The 18,332-nt window shown below is 64.2% G+C and carries 17 protein-coding genes; all 17 read right to left on the bottom strand.

The window, feature by feature from the left end; all coding sequences use genetic code 11:
- Positions 1 to 322: 322 nt before the first annotated feature.
- Complete coding sequence (gene flhA / locus HF916_RS48165; RefSeq protein ID WP_168795545.1) at positions 323 to 2,425, bottom strand: flagellar biosynthesis protein FlhA; 2,103 nt, start codon at positions 2,423 to 2,425, stop codon at positions 323 to 325.
- Positions 2,422 to 3,645 carry a flagellar biosynthesis protein FlhB gene (flhB, locus tag HF916_RS48170; RefSeq protein WP_168795546.1) on the bottom strand — a complete coding sequence of 408 codons (1,224 nt, stop codon included), beginning with the start codon at positions 3,643 to 3,645 and terminating at the stop codon, positions 2,422 to 2,424. Before flhB ends, flhA begins: the two co-directional genes overlap by 4 nt.
- Before the next feature lie 250 nt (positions 3,646 to 3,895).
- A complete protein-coding gene (locus HF916_RS48175; protein WP_168795547.1) occupies positions 3,896 to 5,191 on the bottom strand; it encodes a DUF3443 domain-containing protein in 1,296 nt (431 codons plus the stop codon).
- Between the two features lie 15 nt (positions 5,192 to 5,206).
- The gene (locus HF916_RS48180) at positions 5,207 to 5,752 is read right to left on the bottom strand and encodes a DUF2844 domain-containing protein (protein ID WP_168795548.1); all 546 of its coding nucleotides are present in this window, start codon (positions 5,750 to 5,752) and stop codon (positions 5,207 to 5,209) included.
- Positions 5,753 to 6,039: 287 nt separating this feature from the next.
- Positions 6,040 to 6,750, bottom strand: a complete 711-nt coding sequence (cheZ, locus tag HF916_RS48185) for a protein phosphatase CheZ (protein ID WP_168795549.1) — start codon at positions 6,748 to 6,750, stop codon at positions 6,040 to 6,042.
- A 1-nt stretch (position 6,751) separates the two neighbouring features.
- Entirely contained in the window at positions 6,752 to 7,147 is a 396-nt protein-coding gene (gene cheY / locus HF916_RS48190) for a chemotaxis response regulator CheY (RefSeq protein WP_168795550.1), read from the bottom strand.
- 86 nt (positions 7,148 to 7,233) lie between these two features.
- Positions 7,234 to 8,322 carry a protein-glutamate methylesterase/protein-glutamine glutaminase gene (locus HF916_RS48195; RefSeq protein ID WP_168795551.1) on the bottom strand — a complete coding sequence of 363 codons (1,089 nt, stop codon included), beginning with the start codon at positions 8,320 to 8,322 and terminating at the stop codon, positions 7,234 to 7,236.
- Positions 8,323 to 8,327: 5 nt separating this feature from the next.
- The gene (cheD, locus tag HF916_RS48200) at positions 8,328 to 9,155 is read right to left on the bottom strand and encodes a chemoreceptor glutamine deamidase CheD (RefSeq protein ID WP_168795552.1); all 828 of its coding nucleotides are present in this window, start codon (positions 9,153 to 9,155) and stop codon (positions 8,328 to 8,330) included.
- Positions 9,152 to 10,102 carry a CheR family methyltransferase gene (locus tag HF916_RS48205; RefSeq protein WP_168795553.1) on the bottom strand — a complete coding sequence of 317 codons (951 nt, stop codon included), beginning with the start codon at positions 10,100 to 10,102 and terminating at the stop codon, positions 9,152 to 9,154. Before HF916_RS48205 ends, cheD begins: the two co-directional genes overlap by 4 nt.
- Complete coding sequence (locus HF916_RS48210) at positions 10,099 to 10,290, bottom strand: hypothetical protein (protein WP_168795554.1); 192 nt, start codon at positions 10,288 to 10,290, stop codon at positions 10,099 to 10,101. The genes HF916_RS48205 and HF916_RS48210 overlap by 4 nt, the downstream gene beginning before the upstream one ends.
- Positions 10,291 to 10,306: 16 nt before the next feature.
- Positions 10,307 to 12,169 (bottom strand): methyl-accepting chemotaxis protein, encoded by a 1,863-nt coding sequence (locus HF916_RS48215; protein WP_168795555.1) that lies wholly within the window; start codon positions 12,167 to 12,169, stop codon positions 10,307 to 10,309.
- A gap of 43 nt (positions 12,170 to 12,212) precedes the next feature.
- On the bottom strand, positions 12,213 to 12,749 hold the full coding sequence (locus HF916_RS48220) for a chemotaxis protein CheW (RefSeq protein ID WP_168795556.1): 537 nt from the start codon (positions 12,747 to 12,749) through the stop codon (positions 12,213 to 12,215).
- 63 nt (positions 12,750 to 12,812) lie between these two features.
- On the bottom strand, positions 12,813 to 15,095 hold the full coding sequence (gene cheA, locus HF916_RS48225) for a chemotaxis protein CheA (protein WP_168795557.1): 2,283 nt from the start codon (positions 15,093 to 15,095) through the stop codon (positions 12,813 to 12,815).
- An 88-nt stretch (positions 15,096 to 15,183) separates the two neighbouring features.
- Entirely contained in the window at positions 15,184 to 15,561 is a 378-nt protein-coding gene (locus HF916_RS48230; RefSeq protein WP_007179975.1) for a response regulator, read from the bottom strand.
- A gap of 84 nt (positions 15,562 to 15,645) precedes the next feature.
- Positions 15,646 to 16,653, bottom strand: coding sequence for a flagellar motor protein MotB (motB, locus tag HF916_RS48235; protein ID WP_168795558.1), 1,008 nt, complete (start codon positions 16,651 to 16,653; stop codon positions 15,646 to 15,648).
- A 32-nt stretch (positions 16,654 to 16,685) separates the two neighbouring features.
- Positions 16,686 to 17,546 carry a flagellar motor stator protein MotA gene (gene motA / locus HF916_RS48240; protein WP_006050895.1) on the bottom strand — a complete coding sequence of 287 codons (861 nt, stop codon included), beginning with the start codon at positions 17,544 to 17,546 and terminating at the stop codon, positions 16,686 to 16,688.
- Positions 17,547 to 17,760: 214 nt separating this feature from the next.
- Complete coding sequence (gene flhC, locus HF916_RS48245) at positions 17,761 to 18,321, bottom strand: flagellar transcriptional regulator FlhC (RefSeq protein ID WP_132376579.1); 561 nt, start codon at positions 18,319 to 18,321, stop codon at positions 17,761 to 17,763.
- Positions 18,322 to 18,332: the final 11 nt, after the last annotated feature.

An 18,332-nucleotide genomic window follows, 5' to 3' on the forward strand; every position in this document is an offset into this window, starting at 1 on the left:
GATGAGGTAAACGGACTAACGGACCGGCAACATACCGCTTCCCATTGAGATCATTATTGCGAAACCCGTCGAGTCACGATCGATGGATAAAGACCGTTAAACGTAGGCAATTCGGCCGATGGAAACGTGCTTCGATTCACCCGCACGCCGGTTTGAAACACGCTCTGCGGCGGCGTCCGACGGCGCTTTCGCGGACGCAGCATGTACTCCGCCGTCCGCTTGCGGTATCAAGAGTTAGGCGCCGAAATGAAAACCGGCGCTCGATGAGCGCCGGCAAAAGCCATCTGCCCGACGTGAAGCGGGCCGTTATGAACCAGGCGCGTCAGCCGTGCGCGCCGATCAGATTCACCACCTTGATATTGCGCGTGTCGGGCACTTCCGCATACGACAGCACCTTGAGCTGCGGCAGGCTGCGGCGCAGGAAGCGCGCGAGCATCGGCCGCAACGCATGCTGCACCAGCAGCACAGGCGCGAGCCCGAGATTCTGCTGACGCGTCATCGCCTTCTGGGTTTCGTTCAGCAGCGTGTGCGCGAGTCCTGGCTCGAGACCCGGATTGGAGCCGGTCGAGAGCGCCTGCGAGAGCACCCGTTCGAGATTCGAATCGAGGCCCATCACCTGCATATCGCCGATGCCCGGGAACCACTGCTGCGTGATCGCGCGACCCAGCGCGAGGCGCACGGCGGCGGTGAGATCGTGCGCGTCGGTGATCTTCGGCGTGTGTTCGGAGAGCGCTTCGAGAATCGTGCGCATGTCGCGGATCGGCACGCCTTCTTCCAGCAGATTTTGCAGCACCTTTTGCAGCGTGGTGAGCGGCAGCGACTTCGGCACCAGGTCGTCGACCAGCGACGGCGTGTCCTTCTGCATCCGTTCGAGCAATGCCTGTACTTCCCGGCGGCCGAGTAGTTCAGACGCATGCGTGACCACGAGGTGATTCAGGTGCGTCGCCACCACCGTGCTCGAATCGACCACCGTGTAGCCGTACACCTGCGCCTGCTCACGCAGGTTCGTATCGATCCAGATGGCCGGCAAACCGAAGGCAGGGTCTTGCGTCGGCGTGCCCGGCAGCGCGGCGGACACCTGGCCTGGATTGATCGCCAGCCATTGGCCCGGATACGCTTCACCGACGCCCACTTCGACGCCCTTGAGCGCGATGCGGTAACCGTTCGGCCGCAATTCCAGGTTGTCGCGAATATGAATGACCGGCGGCAGAAAGCCGATTTCCTGCGCGAACTTCTTGCGGATGCTCTTGATCCGCTTGAGCAGTTCGCCGTCCGAATTCTTGTCGACGAGCGGAATCAGCCGGTAGCCGACTTCGAGGCCGAGCGTGTCGATCATCGTCACGTCGTCCCAGCTCGCTTCGGTGTTTTCGACCGGCGTCAGCGCGGCCGGTGCGACATCGACGAGCGCCGTGGTGTTCTTGCGATCCTCGGCGCGCTTTTTCATCGTGCGGCCGAGCTGGATCAGACCGCCGCCGAGAATCAGAAACGCGAAGTGCGGCATGCCCGGAATCAGGCCCATCAGCACGAGAATGCAGCCGGTGATCGCCAGCACGCGCGGATTCGTGAACAACTGGCCGGTGAGCTGCGTGCCGATGTCCTCGTTGGTCGCGACGCGCGACACGATCACACCGGCCGCCGTCGAAATCACCAGCGACGGGATTTGCGCGACGAGACCATCACCGATCGTCAGCAGCGTGTAGTTCTTGCCCGCGGACGCAAAGTCCATGCCGTGCTGAACCATCCCGACGATCAGGCCGCCGACGATGTTGATCACCATGATCAGCAAACCGGCAATCGCATCGCCGCGCACGAACTTGCTCGCGCCGTCCATCGAGCCGTAGAACTCAGCTTCCTGCGAAACTTCGGAGCGCCGCTTGCGGGCCTGTTCTTCGTTGATGAGGCCGGCGTTCAGGTCGGCGTCGATCGCCATCTGCTTGCCGGGCATCGCATCGAGCGTGAAGCGCGCGGACACTTCCGCGATCCGCCCCGCGCCCTTGGTGATCACCATGAAGTTGATCACCATCAAAATGATGAAGACGACGATACCGACCGCGAAGTTGCCACCCACGAGGAAGTGGCCGAACGACTCGATCACCTGGCCGGCCGCGTCCGGACCGGTGTGGCCTTCGAGCAGCACGACCCGCGTGGACGCCACGTTCAGCGAGAGACGCAGCAAGGTCGAGAACAGCAGCACGCTCGGGAACGCCGCGAAATCGAGCGGCTTCATCGTGTACATGCTGACGAGCAGCACCATCACCGAAAGCGCGATGTTGAAGGTGAACAGCAGATCCAGCAGGAACGGCGGCAACGGCAAAATCATCATGCCGAGGATCATGCAGATCAGCACCGGCCCGGCGAGGGCGCGCAAATTGGTGCTGCTCAAGGCATCCGGCCGTCGAGCGAGGAAACCGGCGCGAGCGTTCATGCGGAGGCTCCTGAAGCGTCGTCGTTATCTGAATTAACAGCGGGGTTGAGCGTGTCGGCGGCTTCCTGATCGGCTTCGTCGTCGGATACGCCCCCTTTGTCGAGGTCCGCGGGCACGTCGAGTTCGGTCGGTGCAAGCGGCACGTCGCCGCCTTCGGTCTTGAAGCGCCGCAACTGATACACCCACGCGAGCACTTCGGCGACCGCGCCATACAGCGGGCCCGGAATCTCGCGGTTCAGTTCGACGTTGTGATACAGCGCCCGCGCGAGCGGCGGCGCTTCCAGCAACGGCACATTGTTTTCGGCGGCGATTTCGCGAATTCGCGCCGCCACCAGGTTCACGCCCTTGGCGACGACCTTCGGCGCGCGCATCTCGCCGTCGGTGTATTGCAGCGCCACGGCGAAGTGCGTCGGGTTGGTCACCACCACGTCGGCCTTCGGCACGTTGGTCATCATGCGGCGGCGGGACATCGCGCGCTGCTGCTGGCGAATCCGGCCTTTGACGTGTGGATCGCCTTCGCTTTCGCGGTGTTCGCGCTTCACTTCTTCCTTCGTCATGCGCAGCTTCTTGTGGAATTGCCATAGCTGATACGGCACATCCATCGCGGCGACGACGAACATGCCCGCCACCGTCATGCCGCAGCACACGGCGATCAGATGCACGGTGTTGGCGAGCGCGAGATGCAGCGGCTGGGTCGCCAGCGCGAGAATCTCTTCTCGGCGATTCCAGATCGCCGTGCCACCGATCACACCCACCACCAGCGTCTTCGCGAGCGACATGCCGAGCTGGATCGGTCCGTTGATCGAGAACATCTTGCCGAGGCCGGCGATCGGATTGAGGCGGTTGAACTTCGGCTCGAGCCCTTTCGCCGACAACTGCCAGCCGCCCAGCGCCATCGGCGCGAACAAGGCGGCGACGCCGGTGAAAGCGAGAATCGGCAGCAGCGCGTAGAACCCTTCACGGCTCGCCACGCCCGCGCCGATCATCATGCGGCGGGTTTCGAACGCGCCGGCGTGATCGAACGTGAAGGCCGCGCGCAGCATGCTCTGCAAATGTTCGCCAATGCTGCCGGACATGCCCCACACGCCGAAGAACCCCGCCGCCAGCAGGGCAAACGTGGACAGCTCCCGCGAACGCACGATCTGCCCTTCCTCGCGCGCCTTCTGCAGGCGCCGGGGAGTGGCTGATTCGGTTTTTTCGAGGTCGCTATCCTCTGCCACAAACGCTCTCCAGTCGGCTGAGGCACGGCGCCTCTTTCCAGTGAGAGCGATTATTCCCGCTCGACGCAAGCACCGATCGGCGGATAAGGGCGGAGAAAGGGGGGTATTTCGAGGGATGGAACAGCCGGGAAGCCGGCTGGTCGGCCTTGCTGACGCGAAATGGCCGCTCGGCGGCCGGGCCGGACACCCGCGCGGTCGCGCGCGAGCGCCGGTCCGGCCTCAGGCTTCAGGCTTCAGTGCGGCGCTTCGTTCAGAACGCCACGAAAGGCGTCTGACCGCCATTCGCGGTCTGATCGATGCCGTAATACACGTGGCGCCCGTAGAAGAACGGCAACCCGAGATCGAAGCTGCTGTTGCCGCCGATCTGCCCTGCCAGGTCATTGAACGCGTAGTTTCCGCCGTTGCTGAACAACGTCGCCGCACTCAGGATGCCGATGCTGGCGGTCGCCTGGGTGTTGTTCAGCCCGACCAGCGTCAGCGTCCGCGTTTGCGCCGACGACGGGCAGTAAAAGCCCGCAAAGTTGCTGCCGCACTGCGCGAGGGAGCTATCGCCGAAGAAGTAGGCGTTCGAGCCCGAATCGAGGAAGGCTTGCACCGTCGTGCCGTTGAACACGCTGTTGTCCATGTCGCCGAAGGCGTCGGTGGTAAAGCGCTGGACCCCGGTGAGCGCATTGTTCGCCTGCGTGCCGACGCCGAACACCAGTGTCCCGGTGGCCGACGGTGCGCCGGTATCCGACACCGGCGGCATCTGCACGATCACGCCGTTGTTGTCGACTGGGAAGTACGGGACCGGATTGGCCACCTGCTGCGCGAGCGGCACCGCCGTGCGGGCGCACGACACGCCGCCCGGACAGGCGAAGTAATTGCTGAAGTTGGCCGCCGTCGACGGGTCCGCGCAGGTCGAACCGCAATCGGTGGGCGACGTGCCGATGCCGAGAATGCCGTTAGCGCCGAGATCGCTGACGGTATTTTCGGCCGAACCGCTGCCGCAGCCGCGCGTCGGCACCGTGCTCGAATCCTTGTCGCCGATGATCTGCATCGGAATTGCCGCCGTCGTCGTCTCGCCGCCGATGGCGATGGTCGCAGTGCGCACCGTGCCCCACGTGAAGCCGTCCGCGAAGGTCGCGCACTCGGCGAGCTGCGCGCCGCTGCCGCTGATGGTGCTGACCGGCAACGCATTGAGCAGCGAGGCGTTCAGGACCGAGCTAACCACGCGTAGCCCGTACGAACCGGTATCGACCTGGATATTGTCAATAGTCTGACAATTCGAGGTCGAGCCGGGCGCGCATATTCTGACGCTGACCGCCGGAATATTGATGACGCCGTTCACGCCCTGGCCGACCGTGATGGGCACGGTATTTGACGCGGTCGCGGCGATCGGCTGTTGGGTGGGACTGGGCGGCAGCGAGCCGCCGTTCAGCGCGCTCAATGAATTGTTATTGGAGCCGCCACCGCCGCCGCACGCGACGAGCGCGGACACCAACACCACGGCCACGACGGCCTGCATCCAGCCCTGGAGCTTCACAGCAATATGCTTGGTTCGCATGTCTCGTCCTCGCTATTACTGGATGTCTGAACCGCTGACGCCGGCGGGCAGCGCCGGGGGCAACCACGCCTGGCCATTGAACGCGCCCATGTGGCCGCCAGAGCGCACCACGAGGCTGCTCTGGTCGACCGCGACCGGGCCACGGCTGCCGCCGCGCGCCGCGCGCACTGCCTTCACGCCGGCCACGTACTGCGGGAAATAGCTGCCGAGCAGATCGTTCAGATCCGGCATTTGCGGGCCGCGCCATGCAATGCCGAACACGGAGCCGTCCGAGGCAAGATATTCGCGGACCACAGTGCCGTTGCCGAGCGACGTCTCACGCACGGTGTAAGACGTGGAAGATGAAGTGGACGACGCGGCGTTGGACGCGGAGTGCATCACGCCCTGCGCCGCGTTGGCGGCGCTGCTGCCGGGCTGAACGGTACGGGACGAGACTGACGCGCCCGTGGGCGGTGTCATGGGGGCGCCGCCCAGTCCCGCATGAGCGGACTGCACGACGATTAACGAACAGGGCAAGGCAAGCGCCGTAACGATCCCGGCGCGGCGTACACGACTCCACATGACAAGGCTCCTCCCGAGCTGCTGCTCGATTCGCACGTGGTGCAAACCGGCTGCATGTATGCAGATCATACGGCACCGCTGCGGTCGCACTGCGGAGGGTTTTTCCCCATCGTGCCACCGACCGGCGTGTGTCTTCACCGGAGCGCCGTGCCGCTGCTTGAGTTCGTAGTATGCCTGTGGTTTGTGTCGGCAGACAGCAAGCACACGCGGGCGCGTGGCTTGCTATGCGGACTGGTTCGACCCGACGCCCCTAGCGGGCGGGCGCGACGTGGTGTCGCGCCGGCAGGTCAGAAGCCGAGGCTTGCCAGCAGATCGTCGACTTGCGACTGGTCCTGCACCACGTCCGTTTTGCCTTCCGGATTGATTTGCGGACCGTTCAGCAGATGTTCGGGGCTGCCGGTCGGCGAGACTTCGGCCGCCAGCGCCGCCGCGTTCGCCGCGAACTGCTCGCGCCGTTCGAGCGCGATGTTCTCGACCAGCACGCCGAGCAACTGTTGCTCGATCAGGTACACGACATCCGTGATCTTCTTGATGACCTGGCCGGTCAGATCCTGGAAGTCCTGCGCCAGCATGATCTCCATGAGCTGCGAGTTGGTCGCGCTGGTCGCGTCGGGCACGCCGCGCAGGAAGGTCCGCGTGTCGTTCATCAACGCGCGCACTTCCTCGCGCTCGATCGGCGCCGTATACCACTGCTCCCAACGCGCGTCGAGTTCGCCCGCGTCTTTCTGCAGCTGCTCCTGGATCGGCTTGGCGACGTCGATGGCGGACAGGACGCGCTCGGCGGCCTGCTCCGTCATGTTCGCGATGTACTTCAGACGGTCGCGGGCATCGGGCACGGCTTCCGCCGCACGCTCGACATGCTTGTCGAGCCCGAGTTCGCGCATCGAGTCGCGCAGCGTGCGCGTCAATTGCCCAATGCGGGCGAGGATACGGTCGGACGCGAAGCCGCCGCTCTCGCTACCCGCTTCGGCGTCTTGCGCGTTGGTCGGCAGATTCACATCAGCTCCCGGCTTTCGCCATCTTCTCGAGAATCTTGGTGAGCTTCTCGTCGAGCGTCGCGGCCGTGAACGGCTTGACGACATAACCGCTCGCGCCGGCCTGAGCCGCCGCGATGATGTTTTCCTTCTTCGACTCAGCCGTCACCATCAGCACCGGCAGGTGCGTGAGGTGGGCGTCGGCGCGAATTTCCTTGAGCATGGCCAGACCGTCGAGGTTCGGCATGTTCCAGTCGGAGATCACGAAGTCGTACGTACCGCCACGCAGACGCGCAAGACCGGCCTGGCCGTCTTCCGCCTCGTCGATGTTCGAGTAGCCGAGCTCCTTGAGGAGGTTGCGGACGATCCGGCGCATCGTCGGAAAGTCGTCAACAACCAGAATCTTCATTCCCTTATCCATTTCATTCCCTTTGCTTGATCCATGGTGCGGCGCCTGACCGCTCAACTCGCGCCTCAAACCAGCGCCTCAAATCCTACCGGCCCGCATCATACCCGCTGAACGCGGTCGCCCATTGCCGAGAGACGCGCCATCACACGTCGGCTCATTTCCGGCAACGCTGCGATCTCGTCCGCCGCGCCAAGCGCAATCGCTTCACGCGGCATGCCGAACACAATACAGCTCGCTTCGTCCTGCGCAAGGGTGTATGCCCCTGCCTTTTTCATGTCCAGCAGTCCGGCTGCGCCGTCGCGCCCCATCCCGGTCAGAATCACGCCGACCGCGTTCTTGCCCGCATGCTGCGCGGCCGAACGGAACAGCACGTCCACCGACGGACGATGCCGGTTGACCGGCGGCTCGTCCGACAGGTGAGCAATATAGTTCGCACCACTGCGGGCAAGCAACAGATGAGCGTGGCCGGGCGCGATATACGCATGTCCCGGCAGCACGCGTTCGCCGTGCTCTGCCTCTTTAACGGTAATCCGGCACAAACCATTGAGGCGTTGTGCAAAAGATTTTGTGAAGCCCGGCGGCATATGCTGCGCGATCAGCACCGCGGGCGCATCCGGCGGCAGCGGCACCAGCACTTCGCGGATCGCTTCCGTGCCGCCCGTCGACGCACCGACGATGATCAGCTTCTCGGTACTGAGCAGCGGATTGTTGAAGAGCGGCGCGGCGCCGACCGGCGCATGCGTCGCATGAGCCGCCGCGTGCTGCGCCGGCGCGGCCTGGCGCACGCGTGCGCGAGCGGCGGCGCGAATCTTGTCGGCGAGCTTTTCCGAGTAATCGAGCATGCCGTCGCGAATGCCGACCTTCGGCTTGGTGACGAAGTCGACCGCGCCGAGTTCCAGCGCGCGCAGCGTGATTTCATTGCCGCGCTCGGTCAGCGACGACACCATCACGACCGGCATCGGCCGCAGGCGCATCAGCTTCTCGAGGAAGTCGAGGCCATCCATGCGCGGCATTTCGACGTCGAGCGTCAGCACGTCGGGATTGTGCTGCTTGATGAGGTCGCGCGCGACCAGCGGGTCAGGTGCGGTCGCCACCACCGTCATATCCGGCTGGCCGTTGATGATTTCCGTCATCAGGCTGCGGATCAGCGCCGAATCGTCGACGCACAGTACTTTGATCTTTTGCACAGCGCTCACGCCTCCTCTGTAGTTCTGGCGTTGTTTGAATTAATCGGGCGCGTGCCTGCGCCGAACAGTTCGATGCGCGGCTTCGCCGCGCCCGGACTGCCTGCTGCTGTGGCCGCTGTTCCGCCCGCAGACGAGCCGAACAGTTCGACCTTCGGGCGTGCGCCTGCGGAAGTCGAAAACAGTTCGACCTTGGCTCTCGATGCGGCCGGCGTCGAGAACAGTTCCACCCGCTTGCGCGCCGCGGCGAGCCGCTCGGCGCGCGCTTCGGCGCTTTGCCGCATCAGCGCCTGTTCGCGCTCGGCCACGCCCGCTTCCTGCTGCAGGCGCAACTTCTTCACCATCACCTGGCCCGTGCGCGGCATGAACGCCACCTTGCGCGGATGCGAGCCCTGCAAGTCCTCGGCGACGATGCGGATCTTTTCCAGCGCCAGATAGCGACGCACGAACTCCGAATTGCGGTCGCCGATGTTCATCGTCGTCATGCCGGCGAGCACCGCGCCGCCGCCGAATACCTTGGCTTCGAAACGCTCGCGCCGGCCGCCGGCCTTGATCAGTTCGTTGATCAGCACTTCCATCGCGTAAGCGCCGTAGCGCATCGAATCCGATGCGGCCTGCGCGACGTCCGCGCCATCGTCGGGCAACATGAAGTGATTCATGCCGCCGATACCGGCTGTGCGATCCTGGATGCAGGCCGCGACGCAGGAACCGAGCACGGTGACCAGCACCATGTCTTCGTGCGTGGTGTAGAACTCGTTCGGCAACAACTTCACGCCGGGGCGCTGGAAGTGGTTGTCGAAATACAGATTGGTGGCGATCGGCAGGGCGCTGCTCATACCGTGACCCCGCTCGCCGTGTGATGCGACGCCGTTGCCGTCGCGCGCGCCGGCGTACGCACGCCGGTCGCGTCACGCGTCAGCTCGTAGACGGTCTGGCCGCGCAGCTTGAACGCCTGCGTGACATACGTGAAATTTTCCGAGTGGCCGGCGAACAGCAGGCCGCCCGACTTCATCAGCGGCTCGAAGCGCGCGAGCACTTGCGCTTGCGTCGGCTTGTCGAAATAGATCATCACGTTGCGGCAGAAGATCGCGTCGAACTGCGAGCGCAACTGGTAATCGCGGTCAGTGAGATTGAGTTGCTCGAAGCGCACCAGCGCGCGCACTTCCGGGCGCACCTTGACCATGCCCGCATGCGCGCCGGTGCCCTTCAGGAAGAAGCGCTTGAGCCGCTCGGGCGAGAGATGCTTGACCTGGTCGAACTGGTACATGCCGGCTTCGGCTTTGGCCAGAACCTGGGTGTCGATGTCGGTGGCGAGCACCGAGGCCTGGCGCGCGCCACTGTCGCCGAGCGCTTCGATCAGCGTCATCGCAATCGAATACGGCTCTTCGCCGGTCGAAGCCGCCGAGCACCAGACCGAAACCGGCTGCGCGCGGCGCGGCACGAATTCGGCGAGGATCGGAAAGTGATGCGCCTCGCGGAAAAACGCCGTCAGGTTGGTGGTCAGCGCATTGGTGAACGCTTCCCACTCGGCGGGATCGTTTTCCGCTTCGAGCAGATCGAGATATTGCTTGAAGGTGTCGAGCCCACGGGCACGCAGACGGCGCGCCAGACGGCTGTACGCCATGTCGCGCTTGTGATCCGACAGCGAAATGCCCGCGCTGCGGTGAATCAGTTCGCGAATGCGAGCGAAGTCCGTCGACGTGAATTCGAAATCCCGTGCCTGTTCGCCGGATCTAACCGGGTCCGCCCGGTCCGGACGTTGCTGTGCGCGCGTTGCCATCATGAGAGTTCCTGCCTGCGATACGAGCCATCCCGCTTTCCGCCCAGGGAATCGTCCTGAGAAGAAGGGATTGTGTTCGCGGGGTCGCGCCCGCCCGCGAGTTCCGCCACCATGCAGTCGGCCCGCGACACGCTGATAAAGCGTGCTTCGATGATTCGCCCCTCATGGAGCGAGATGCCGAATGACTGCATGTCTTTGTGCCACTTCCTAGAATGTTTCCCAGTCCGCATCCGAGCCCGCCGTGGCCGCGTTGACCGCGGCCGGGCGTGCTGCGGATTCGGATGCCGCGCGGGCCGTCTTCGGCCTGAGTGCCGGCTCGACGCGTGCAGCGCCTGTGTCGTGATTGGCCGACGCCGATGCAGTGTTCGTTGCTGCTGTGCCTGCCGCCGGGTGCGCTGCGCCGCCGTTCACGGATGCATGCGGCGCAACTTTGGCCGCCGGCTTGCTCTTGCTGCTCGTCCCGCGGGACGCCGCCGGATGTGGGCGCGTTGCCGCCGCGCTGCTGTGCGCCGTGCCGCCGGCCACTTTCCAGCCGTTCACCACGGCCTGCAACTGACGCGTCTGGTCTTCGAGCGAGGCCGCCGCAGCCGCCGCCTGTTCGACCAGCGCGGCGTTCTGCTGCGTGACTTCGTCCATCTGCACGACCGCGCGATTCACCTGTTCGATGCCGCCCGACTGCTCTTCGGACGCCGCGCTGATTTCGCCCATGATGTCGGTCACACGGCGCACGGCCTGCACGATCTCGTCCATCGTCGTACCGGCGCGGCCGACTAGCGCGGAGCCGCTTTGCACCTTGTCGACCGAGTCGCCGATCAGTTCCTTGATTTCCTTCGCGGCGCTCGCGCTGCGCTGCGCGAGGCTGCGCACTTCACCGGCCACCACCGCGAAGCCGCGGCCCTGTTCGCCGGCGCGCGCGGCTTCGACCGCCGCGTTGAGCGCGAGAATATTGGTCTGGAAGGCAATCCCTTCGATCACGCCGATGATGTCGACGACCTTGTTCGAACTGCTCGCGATGTCCTGCATGGTCGTGACGACCTGGCTCACCACGTCGCCGCCGCGCGTGGCGATGTCGGATGCGTTGACGGCCAGTTGGCTCGCCTGACGCGCGTTCTCGGCGTTCTGCCGCACGGTGCCGGTCAACTGCTCCATGCTCGACGCGGTTTCCTGCAGCGAGGCGGCCTGCTGTTCCGTGCGCTGCGACAGGTCGGTGTTGCCCATGGCGATTTCGCGCGCGCCGGTGTCAATCGATTCCGTGCTGCTGTGAACCGCCCTCACCATCGTCGACATGCTGTCCTGCATGCGCTTGATGCCGGCGAACAACCGCCCGATTTCATTGCGGCTGAAGACGTTGATCGTCTCGGAAAGATCGCCCGCGGCGATGCGTTCGAAGCACGCCGTCGCGTCGGCGAGCGGCTGCACGATCAGGCCACGCAGCGCGAAGCGGATACCCACCACCAGCAGCAGCGCGAGCACGGTGACGGCGATGATCAGCGTCGTCATCAGCGAGATGTTCGATTGCGTGCTCGCCTGCTGATCCACGGCCTGCTGCTGCAAGCTGTTGATGACCGCCGATGCCGCGTTGTCGTAAGACACGAACATCGGGCTGATCTTCGTATCCGCGATCGCGTGATACGCGGCCAGATCGTTCGCGTGCAGCGCGGCGAACTCCGGCTCCAGGCCGTCACGCATCACCGCCGTGCGGCGCGCCAGCAGTTCGTCGAGCTGCGCCTGCTCCACGCCGCTCTTGGGCGCGTCGAGATACGTCTGCCAGCTCTGATTGCCCTTGCCGTACAACTCCTCTGCGCGATCGAGCACCTTCTTCGCCTGCTCCGTGTCGCCCGACGCGCTCAACGCATTGAAGCGGTCCAGCGACACGCGCGAGCGCAGCAGGTACGCCGAGGCATCGTCGAGTGCATGAATGGCGACCAGATCGCCGCGCGCAATGCGGTCGAGCGACTGGCTCGCGCGATTCAGCGCGGTCAGCCCAAGTACGCCGACCACCACGGTCAGCGCGACCAAAATGATCCCCACCATCGTCAACGACGCGCGAATCGACCACCTGCTCAGCATTTCGATGCTCCCTATCCCAATCGTTTCGTGAAAGCTGGCGCCGTTAGGCGCCGAGCGTTTCGATCAGCGCCATTTCGCGGCTGGTCATGAGCTTCTCGATGTCCATCAGGATCAGCATGCGGCCGTCGACGGTGCCCAGACCCGTGAGGTACTCGGTCGTCAGCGTGGCGCCGAATTCCGGCGCCGGCATGATCTGGTCGGTGGCGAGCGTCAGCACGTCCGACACGCCGTCCACCACCATCCCCACCACGCGATGCGCGACGTTCAGGATGATCACCACCGTCTGGTGGTCGTACTCGACACGGCCCAGATGGAACTTGATGCGCATGTCGACGATCGGCACGATGATGCCGCGCAGATTGATCACGCCCTTGATGAACTCGGGTGCGTTGGCGATGCGCGTCACGTTGTCGTAGCCGCGGATTTCCTGCACCTTGAGAATGTCGATGCCGTACTCTTCGGCGCCGAGCGTGAAGACGAGGAACTCCTGACCGCCGGCGTCTGCCTGCTGCGCGTCGCGGCGGCCATTCGTACCGCTCGCGTTCGCGACGCTCGAATTGATGGATTGGACTTCTGCCACGTTAGCCCCCAAACGGTTGGGATGAATTGAGTTGAGTAAGTGTTACGACGAGTGTGACGGACATCATGCGAGGCTCAGCGCGCCATGCGCGTGGCGTGTTTCGCGGTTCAGCGCCGCGACGTCCACGATCAGCGCGACGCTGCCGTCGCCGAGAATGGTCGCGGCGGAAATGCCGTGCACCTTGCGGTAGTTCGTTTCCAGGTTCTTCACGACGACCTGCTGTTGGCCCACCAGTTCGTCGATCAGCATCGCAAAGCGGCGCCCTTCGGTTTGCATGATGGTGACGATGCCTTGCGTCGGTTCCTGCTTCGCGCCTTCGACGTTGAACACTTCGTGCAACGCCACCAGCGGCAGATATTCACCGCGCACCCGCACCACGCGCTCGCCGTTGGCTACCGTGTAGATGTCCTCGGCTTGCGGCTGCAGCGACTCCATCACGAAGTTCAGCGGCAGAATGAAAATCTCGTTGCCGACCTTGACCGACATGCCGTCGAGAATGGCCAGCGTGAGCGGCAGCATGATGCGCGTGGTGCTGCCCTTGCCGGCGTGCGAGGTGATTTCCACGTGACCACCCATCGACTGGATGTTCCGCTTCACCACGTCCATGCCGACGCCGCGGCCCGACACGTCGGTGACCTGTTCCGCCGTGGAGAAACCCGGCAGGAAGATCAGGTTCCAGACTTCTTCGTCGCTCATGGTCTCGCTGACCTGCATGCCCTGCTTGGCCGCCTTCGCGAGAATCTTGTCGCGGCGCAGGCCCGCGCCGTCGTCGCTCACTTCAATGACGATGTTGCCGCCGTGATGCGCCGCCGACAGCACCAGCTGGCCGGTCGAATCCTTGCCCGCCGCGCGCCGCGCTTCCACGGTTTCGATGCCGTGGTCGAGACTGTTGCGCACGAGGTGAGTCAACGGATCGATGATCCGTTCGATGAGGCTCTTGTCGAGTTCGGTCGCCTGACCGAAGGTGACGAGTTCCACTTCCTTGCCGAGTTTCGCCGCCAGATCGCGCACCAGACGCGGGAAGCGGCTGAACACGTAATCCATCGGCATCATGCGGATCGACATGACCGCTTCCTGCAGATCGCGCGCATTGCGCTCGAGCTGCGCCATGCCGTTGAAAAGCCGGTCGTGCAGTGCCGGGTCGAACGTGCTGGTGGTTTCCGCGAGCATGGCCTGCGTGATCACCAGTTCGCCGACCAGGTTGATCAGCTGATCAACCTTTTCGACGCCGACGCGAATCGAGCTGCCTTCTGCACCGCCCGCTGCCACAGCCGGACGTGCCGCCTTGCGGTCCGGTTCGGCGGGTGCGGCTGCGCTCGCCTGCGCTGGCGCCGGTGCGCTCGTGGCCGCCGCGGGTTGAGCCGCGGCTGGCGCCGGCGCGGCCGGTGCGTCGAACAGGCCGTGCGTGGCTGTTGATGCGGGTGCAGCGGTGCCGGCCGCCGGTGCCGGCGATGCTGCGTGGTCCGCCTGAGTTGCCTGTACTGCTTGCGCCGGGGACGAATCGGCAGCGTCGGGCGTTCCAGGTTCGCCTTGCTGCGTGTCGTCCGCCGGTGCGGTGCCGCGGCCGATCACGATCTGACTTTCGTCGATCACGAAACAGCACACGGCGATGATGTCGTCGGAGGTCACATCGGTCGCGAGCCACAGCGTCAGATCGCCGCCGCTCTTGACCTGCCCGACGATGTTGCCCAGGTTGCCGAGCTCTTCGGCCAGCAGTTCCTGGTCCTTCTCACCAACGCCCCGTAGCGTAATTTTCAGATGGGGACCGGTATCTTCACCGGCTCCCGCGGCTTGCCCGGTCTGTGCCGGTTCGCCGTCAATCCATTCACCCGCCGCCTGCACCGCCTGTTCGACGACGTGCTCCGGCGGGGTACCGCCTTGTACTGCCTGTGTTGCAACGGATGCCACGCTCGCGGCAACGGGTGCTGCAGCCGCAGCCGGTGCCGCGCCGTCGCGGCTCTCCGCGTTCAGGCGTTCGAGCTTCGCGCAAATCGCCTTCGCGGTGGCCGCGTCCGGCTCGGCGCTCGCGCGGTAATCGGCGAGCTGGCCGGACAACACGTCCTTGGTTTCGAGGAACGTGTCGATCATGTCCTTGCGCAGCACGAGTTCGTTATTGCGCGCGCGGTCGAGCAGCGATTCGAGAATGTGCGTCGTTTCCGTCAGCGCGGTAAAACCGAACGTCGCCGCGCCGCCCTTGATCGAATGCGCCGCGCGGAAAATTGCCGCGAGGTCTTCGGGGTCCGGGTGAGCGATATCCAGATTGAGCAGCAACTGCTCCATCTGCGCGAGCAGTTCGTCCGCTTCGTCGAAGAACGTCTGATAGAACTGAGTGATGTCGAGTGTCATGCCTGGGTCACCGCGAGAGTTCCTGTCTTGGCTTGGGCTGCCGTGCCGCCGCGTCGAGAGCTTCTATAACTGGGTCTATGTGTGGCGCTTACGCGTGGTCTGGCTCGGCTAGCGCCGCCACCAGTTCGGTCAGCATGTCCGGGTCGAGCGGCTTTTCGATCCAGCCGGTCGCGCCCGCAGCCCGTGCTGCTTCCTTGAACGGCTCGCCCGATTCCGTCGTGAGGACGAGGATGGGTGTCGCCTGGTAAGCCGGGTTGTTGCGCAGCGCGGCGATCAGATCGAGGCCGGTCTTGCCTGGCATGTACTGGTCGGTCAGCACGAGGTCGAACGACATGGCGAGCGCGTTTTCGAGCCCTTCGTTGCCGTCCGCCGCGAGCGTCACCTCGTAGCCTGCCGTCGTCAACGTGGCGGCGAGAATCTGCCGCATCGATGCCGAATCGTCGATTGCCAGGATGTGCCTGATCATGAAAACCTCGCTGCACGTACGCTAGGGATCGTCCCGCCGTCCGCGCCGGCAGGGCGCGCGAATCAGCGGGGCAATCGCTGTCTGTTACTGGGCCGACGGCACTGCCGCCGGCAACTTCGGTGCAACCGTTACCGGCTGCGCAAGCTTTTGCAGCAACGGCTTGGAGCCGGCTGCATCGTCCGACAAGGTGGTCGTGGTGGAGTCGTCATGATTCAGCGCCTCCTCCGACTTCCTGTTCAACACGATGATGCTGATGCGGCGGTTCTCCGGATCCATCGGATCCGCCTTGTTCAGGTTCTGCGTCGACGCGAGGCCGAGCACGCGCATCACCTTCGCCTCGTCCATGCCGCCGCCGATCAGCTCGCGGCGCGACGCATTGGCGCGGTCCGCAGACAGTTCCCAGTTGCTGTAGCCCTTCTCGCCGCCGGCGTACTGCGCCGCGTCGGTGTGGCCCTGCACGATGATGCGGTTCGGCACGTCGTTCAGCGTGTGGCCGATTTCGCGCAGGATGTCGCGCATATACGGCTCGACCTGGTCTTTCGCGGTCGCGAACATGGGCCGCTTCTGCGAGTCGACGATTTCGATGCGCAGGCCGGTCAGCGTCGAGTCGATGCGGATCTGCTGCTTGAACTGGCGCAGCACCGGATTCGCTTCGATCGCGGCCATCAGCTTGACCTGCAGATCGTGCAGGCGGACCTGCTCACGACGCTCCAGCTCGCCCTGCAACTGCTTCATCGAGTCTTCGTTGTTGTGCGAGACGCTGCGCTCGGAGCGGTTGTTCGAACCGTCGGTGGAGCGCGTTACGCCTTGCGCGTCGGTCGAGATATCGCGGCCGCCGCCCTTCAGAATGCTCGAGTCCTCGGCGCTGCGGTCGCCGCCCCACAGCGTGATCTTCAACGGCTGGTTGAAGTAATCGGCAATCCCCTTTAACTGCACCGTGGAGGCCGAACTCAGCAGCCACATCAGCAGGAAGAACGCCATCATCGCGGTCATGAAGTCCGCATACGCGAGCTTCCAGGCGCCGCCGTGATGGCCGGCTTTCTTCGGCGCGGCGCGCTTGACGATAATGGCGCGGTCTTTGTCCTTGCTCATCGGTTCGGTTCCCGGTGCCCTTTATCTGACCTTTACTTGGCCTTCACGCGGCGCACGTGCTCTTCCAGCTCGGCGAACGACGGGCGTTCGGTCGAGAAGAGCACCTTGCGGCCGAACTCGACGGCAATCGCCGGCGCGTAACCGTTCAGGCTGGCCAGAATCGTCACCTTGATGCACTGGAACATCTTGGTCGACTCGGTCACGCGCTGTTCGGCGACGCTCGCGAGCGGCCCGATCAGCCCGTACGAAAGCAGAATCCCGAGGAAGGTGCCGACCAGCGCCTGCGCGATCATCTCGCCGAGCACCGCGGGCGGCTTGTCGGCGGAGGCCATGGTGTGCACCACGCCCATCACCGCGGCCACGATACCGAACGCCGGCATTGCGTCGCCGACCTTGTTCAGCGCGTGAGCGGGCGCTTCGCCTTCCTGGTGATGCGTCTCGATTTCCTCGTCCATCAGGCTTTCGATCTCGAACGCGTTCATGTTGCCGCCCACCATCAGACGCAGGTAGTCGGTCAGGAATTCGATGATGTGATGGTCCGCGAGAATCTTCGGATATTGGGTGAAGATCGGACTTTTCGACGGATCGTCGATGTCCGCTTCCAGCGTCAGCGTGCCTTCCTTGCGCGCCTTGGCCAGCAGGACGTAGAGGAGCGCCATCAGCTCCATATAGACGTCCTTGTTGTACTTCGCGCCCTTGAACAGGGTTGGAATGACGCGCAGCGTGGCCTTGATCGTCTTCATTCCGTTACCCAGAATGAATGCGCCGACACCGGCGCCGACGATCATCAGCACTTCAACGGGCTGCAGCAGCGCGCCGAGATGGCCGCCTTCCAGCGCGTAACCGCCGAAAACGGACAAAAGCGTCACGAGTGTTCCCACGAAAATCAGCACTGCCGAGCCCTCACAAAGAAGCGACGGTGACCGTCGTTAATAAGGTTTACGGCAACGAAGCGGAAAACTTTGGCGGAAAAGCGGCTCGTCGCTCCGGTGTAAACCAGAGGCGGATGCGGCTGGCCCGGCGGGACCGGCCATAGCGCGGGCGGGCTGGAAGCCCCGCCGCATGGGCGATGGAAGGCGCGCCGCGCACCGGCGGCCGCCTTCCAGGTCAGGCTTCGAGAGCAGCGAGGCTCTCGCGGGCCCGGGCGTCGGCAAATTTCTTTGTCTTACCGGCGCGCGAAGGCGGCTGGCACAGGCCGCAGACGAACGCGTGCTGCGGATCGTGCGCATGCGCGACAAAATGTCCCCCGCAGCGGCAGCAGGCGGTCATTTGCAGCATTCCAGAGTCGAAAAAGCGCACCAGCGTCCAGGCGCGCGTGAGACTGAGCACGGGCTCGTCGTCGTGCAACTGGACGTGTTCCAGATAGAGCCGGTAGCTTTTCACGATCGACTGGATCGTCAGGCAGCCGCCATGATCGGCCATGAACCGGTAGATGTTGTAGAACAGCGATGAGTGAAAGTTCGGCTGCCAGGTCATGAACCAGTCGGTCGAAAACGGCAACATGCCCTTGGGCGGCGAGACCCCTTTCAGCTCTTTGTATAGCTTGATGAGCCGGTCGCGCGACAGACTGGTTTCTGCTTCCAGCAATTGCAAACGCGCGCCAAGCTCGATCAGCTCGATCGCCAGGGTGATTTCCCTGACTTCGAGCACAACACTTTTATAGGCCATCCGTTTGCGTT

Origin of the sequence: Paraburkholderia aromaticivorans (assembly GCF_012689525.1) — a bacterium.
GTDB classification, from domain to species: Bacteria; Pseudomonadota; Gammaproteobacteria; order Burkholderiales; family Burkholderiaceae; genus Paraburkholderia; species Paraburkholderia aromaticivorans_A.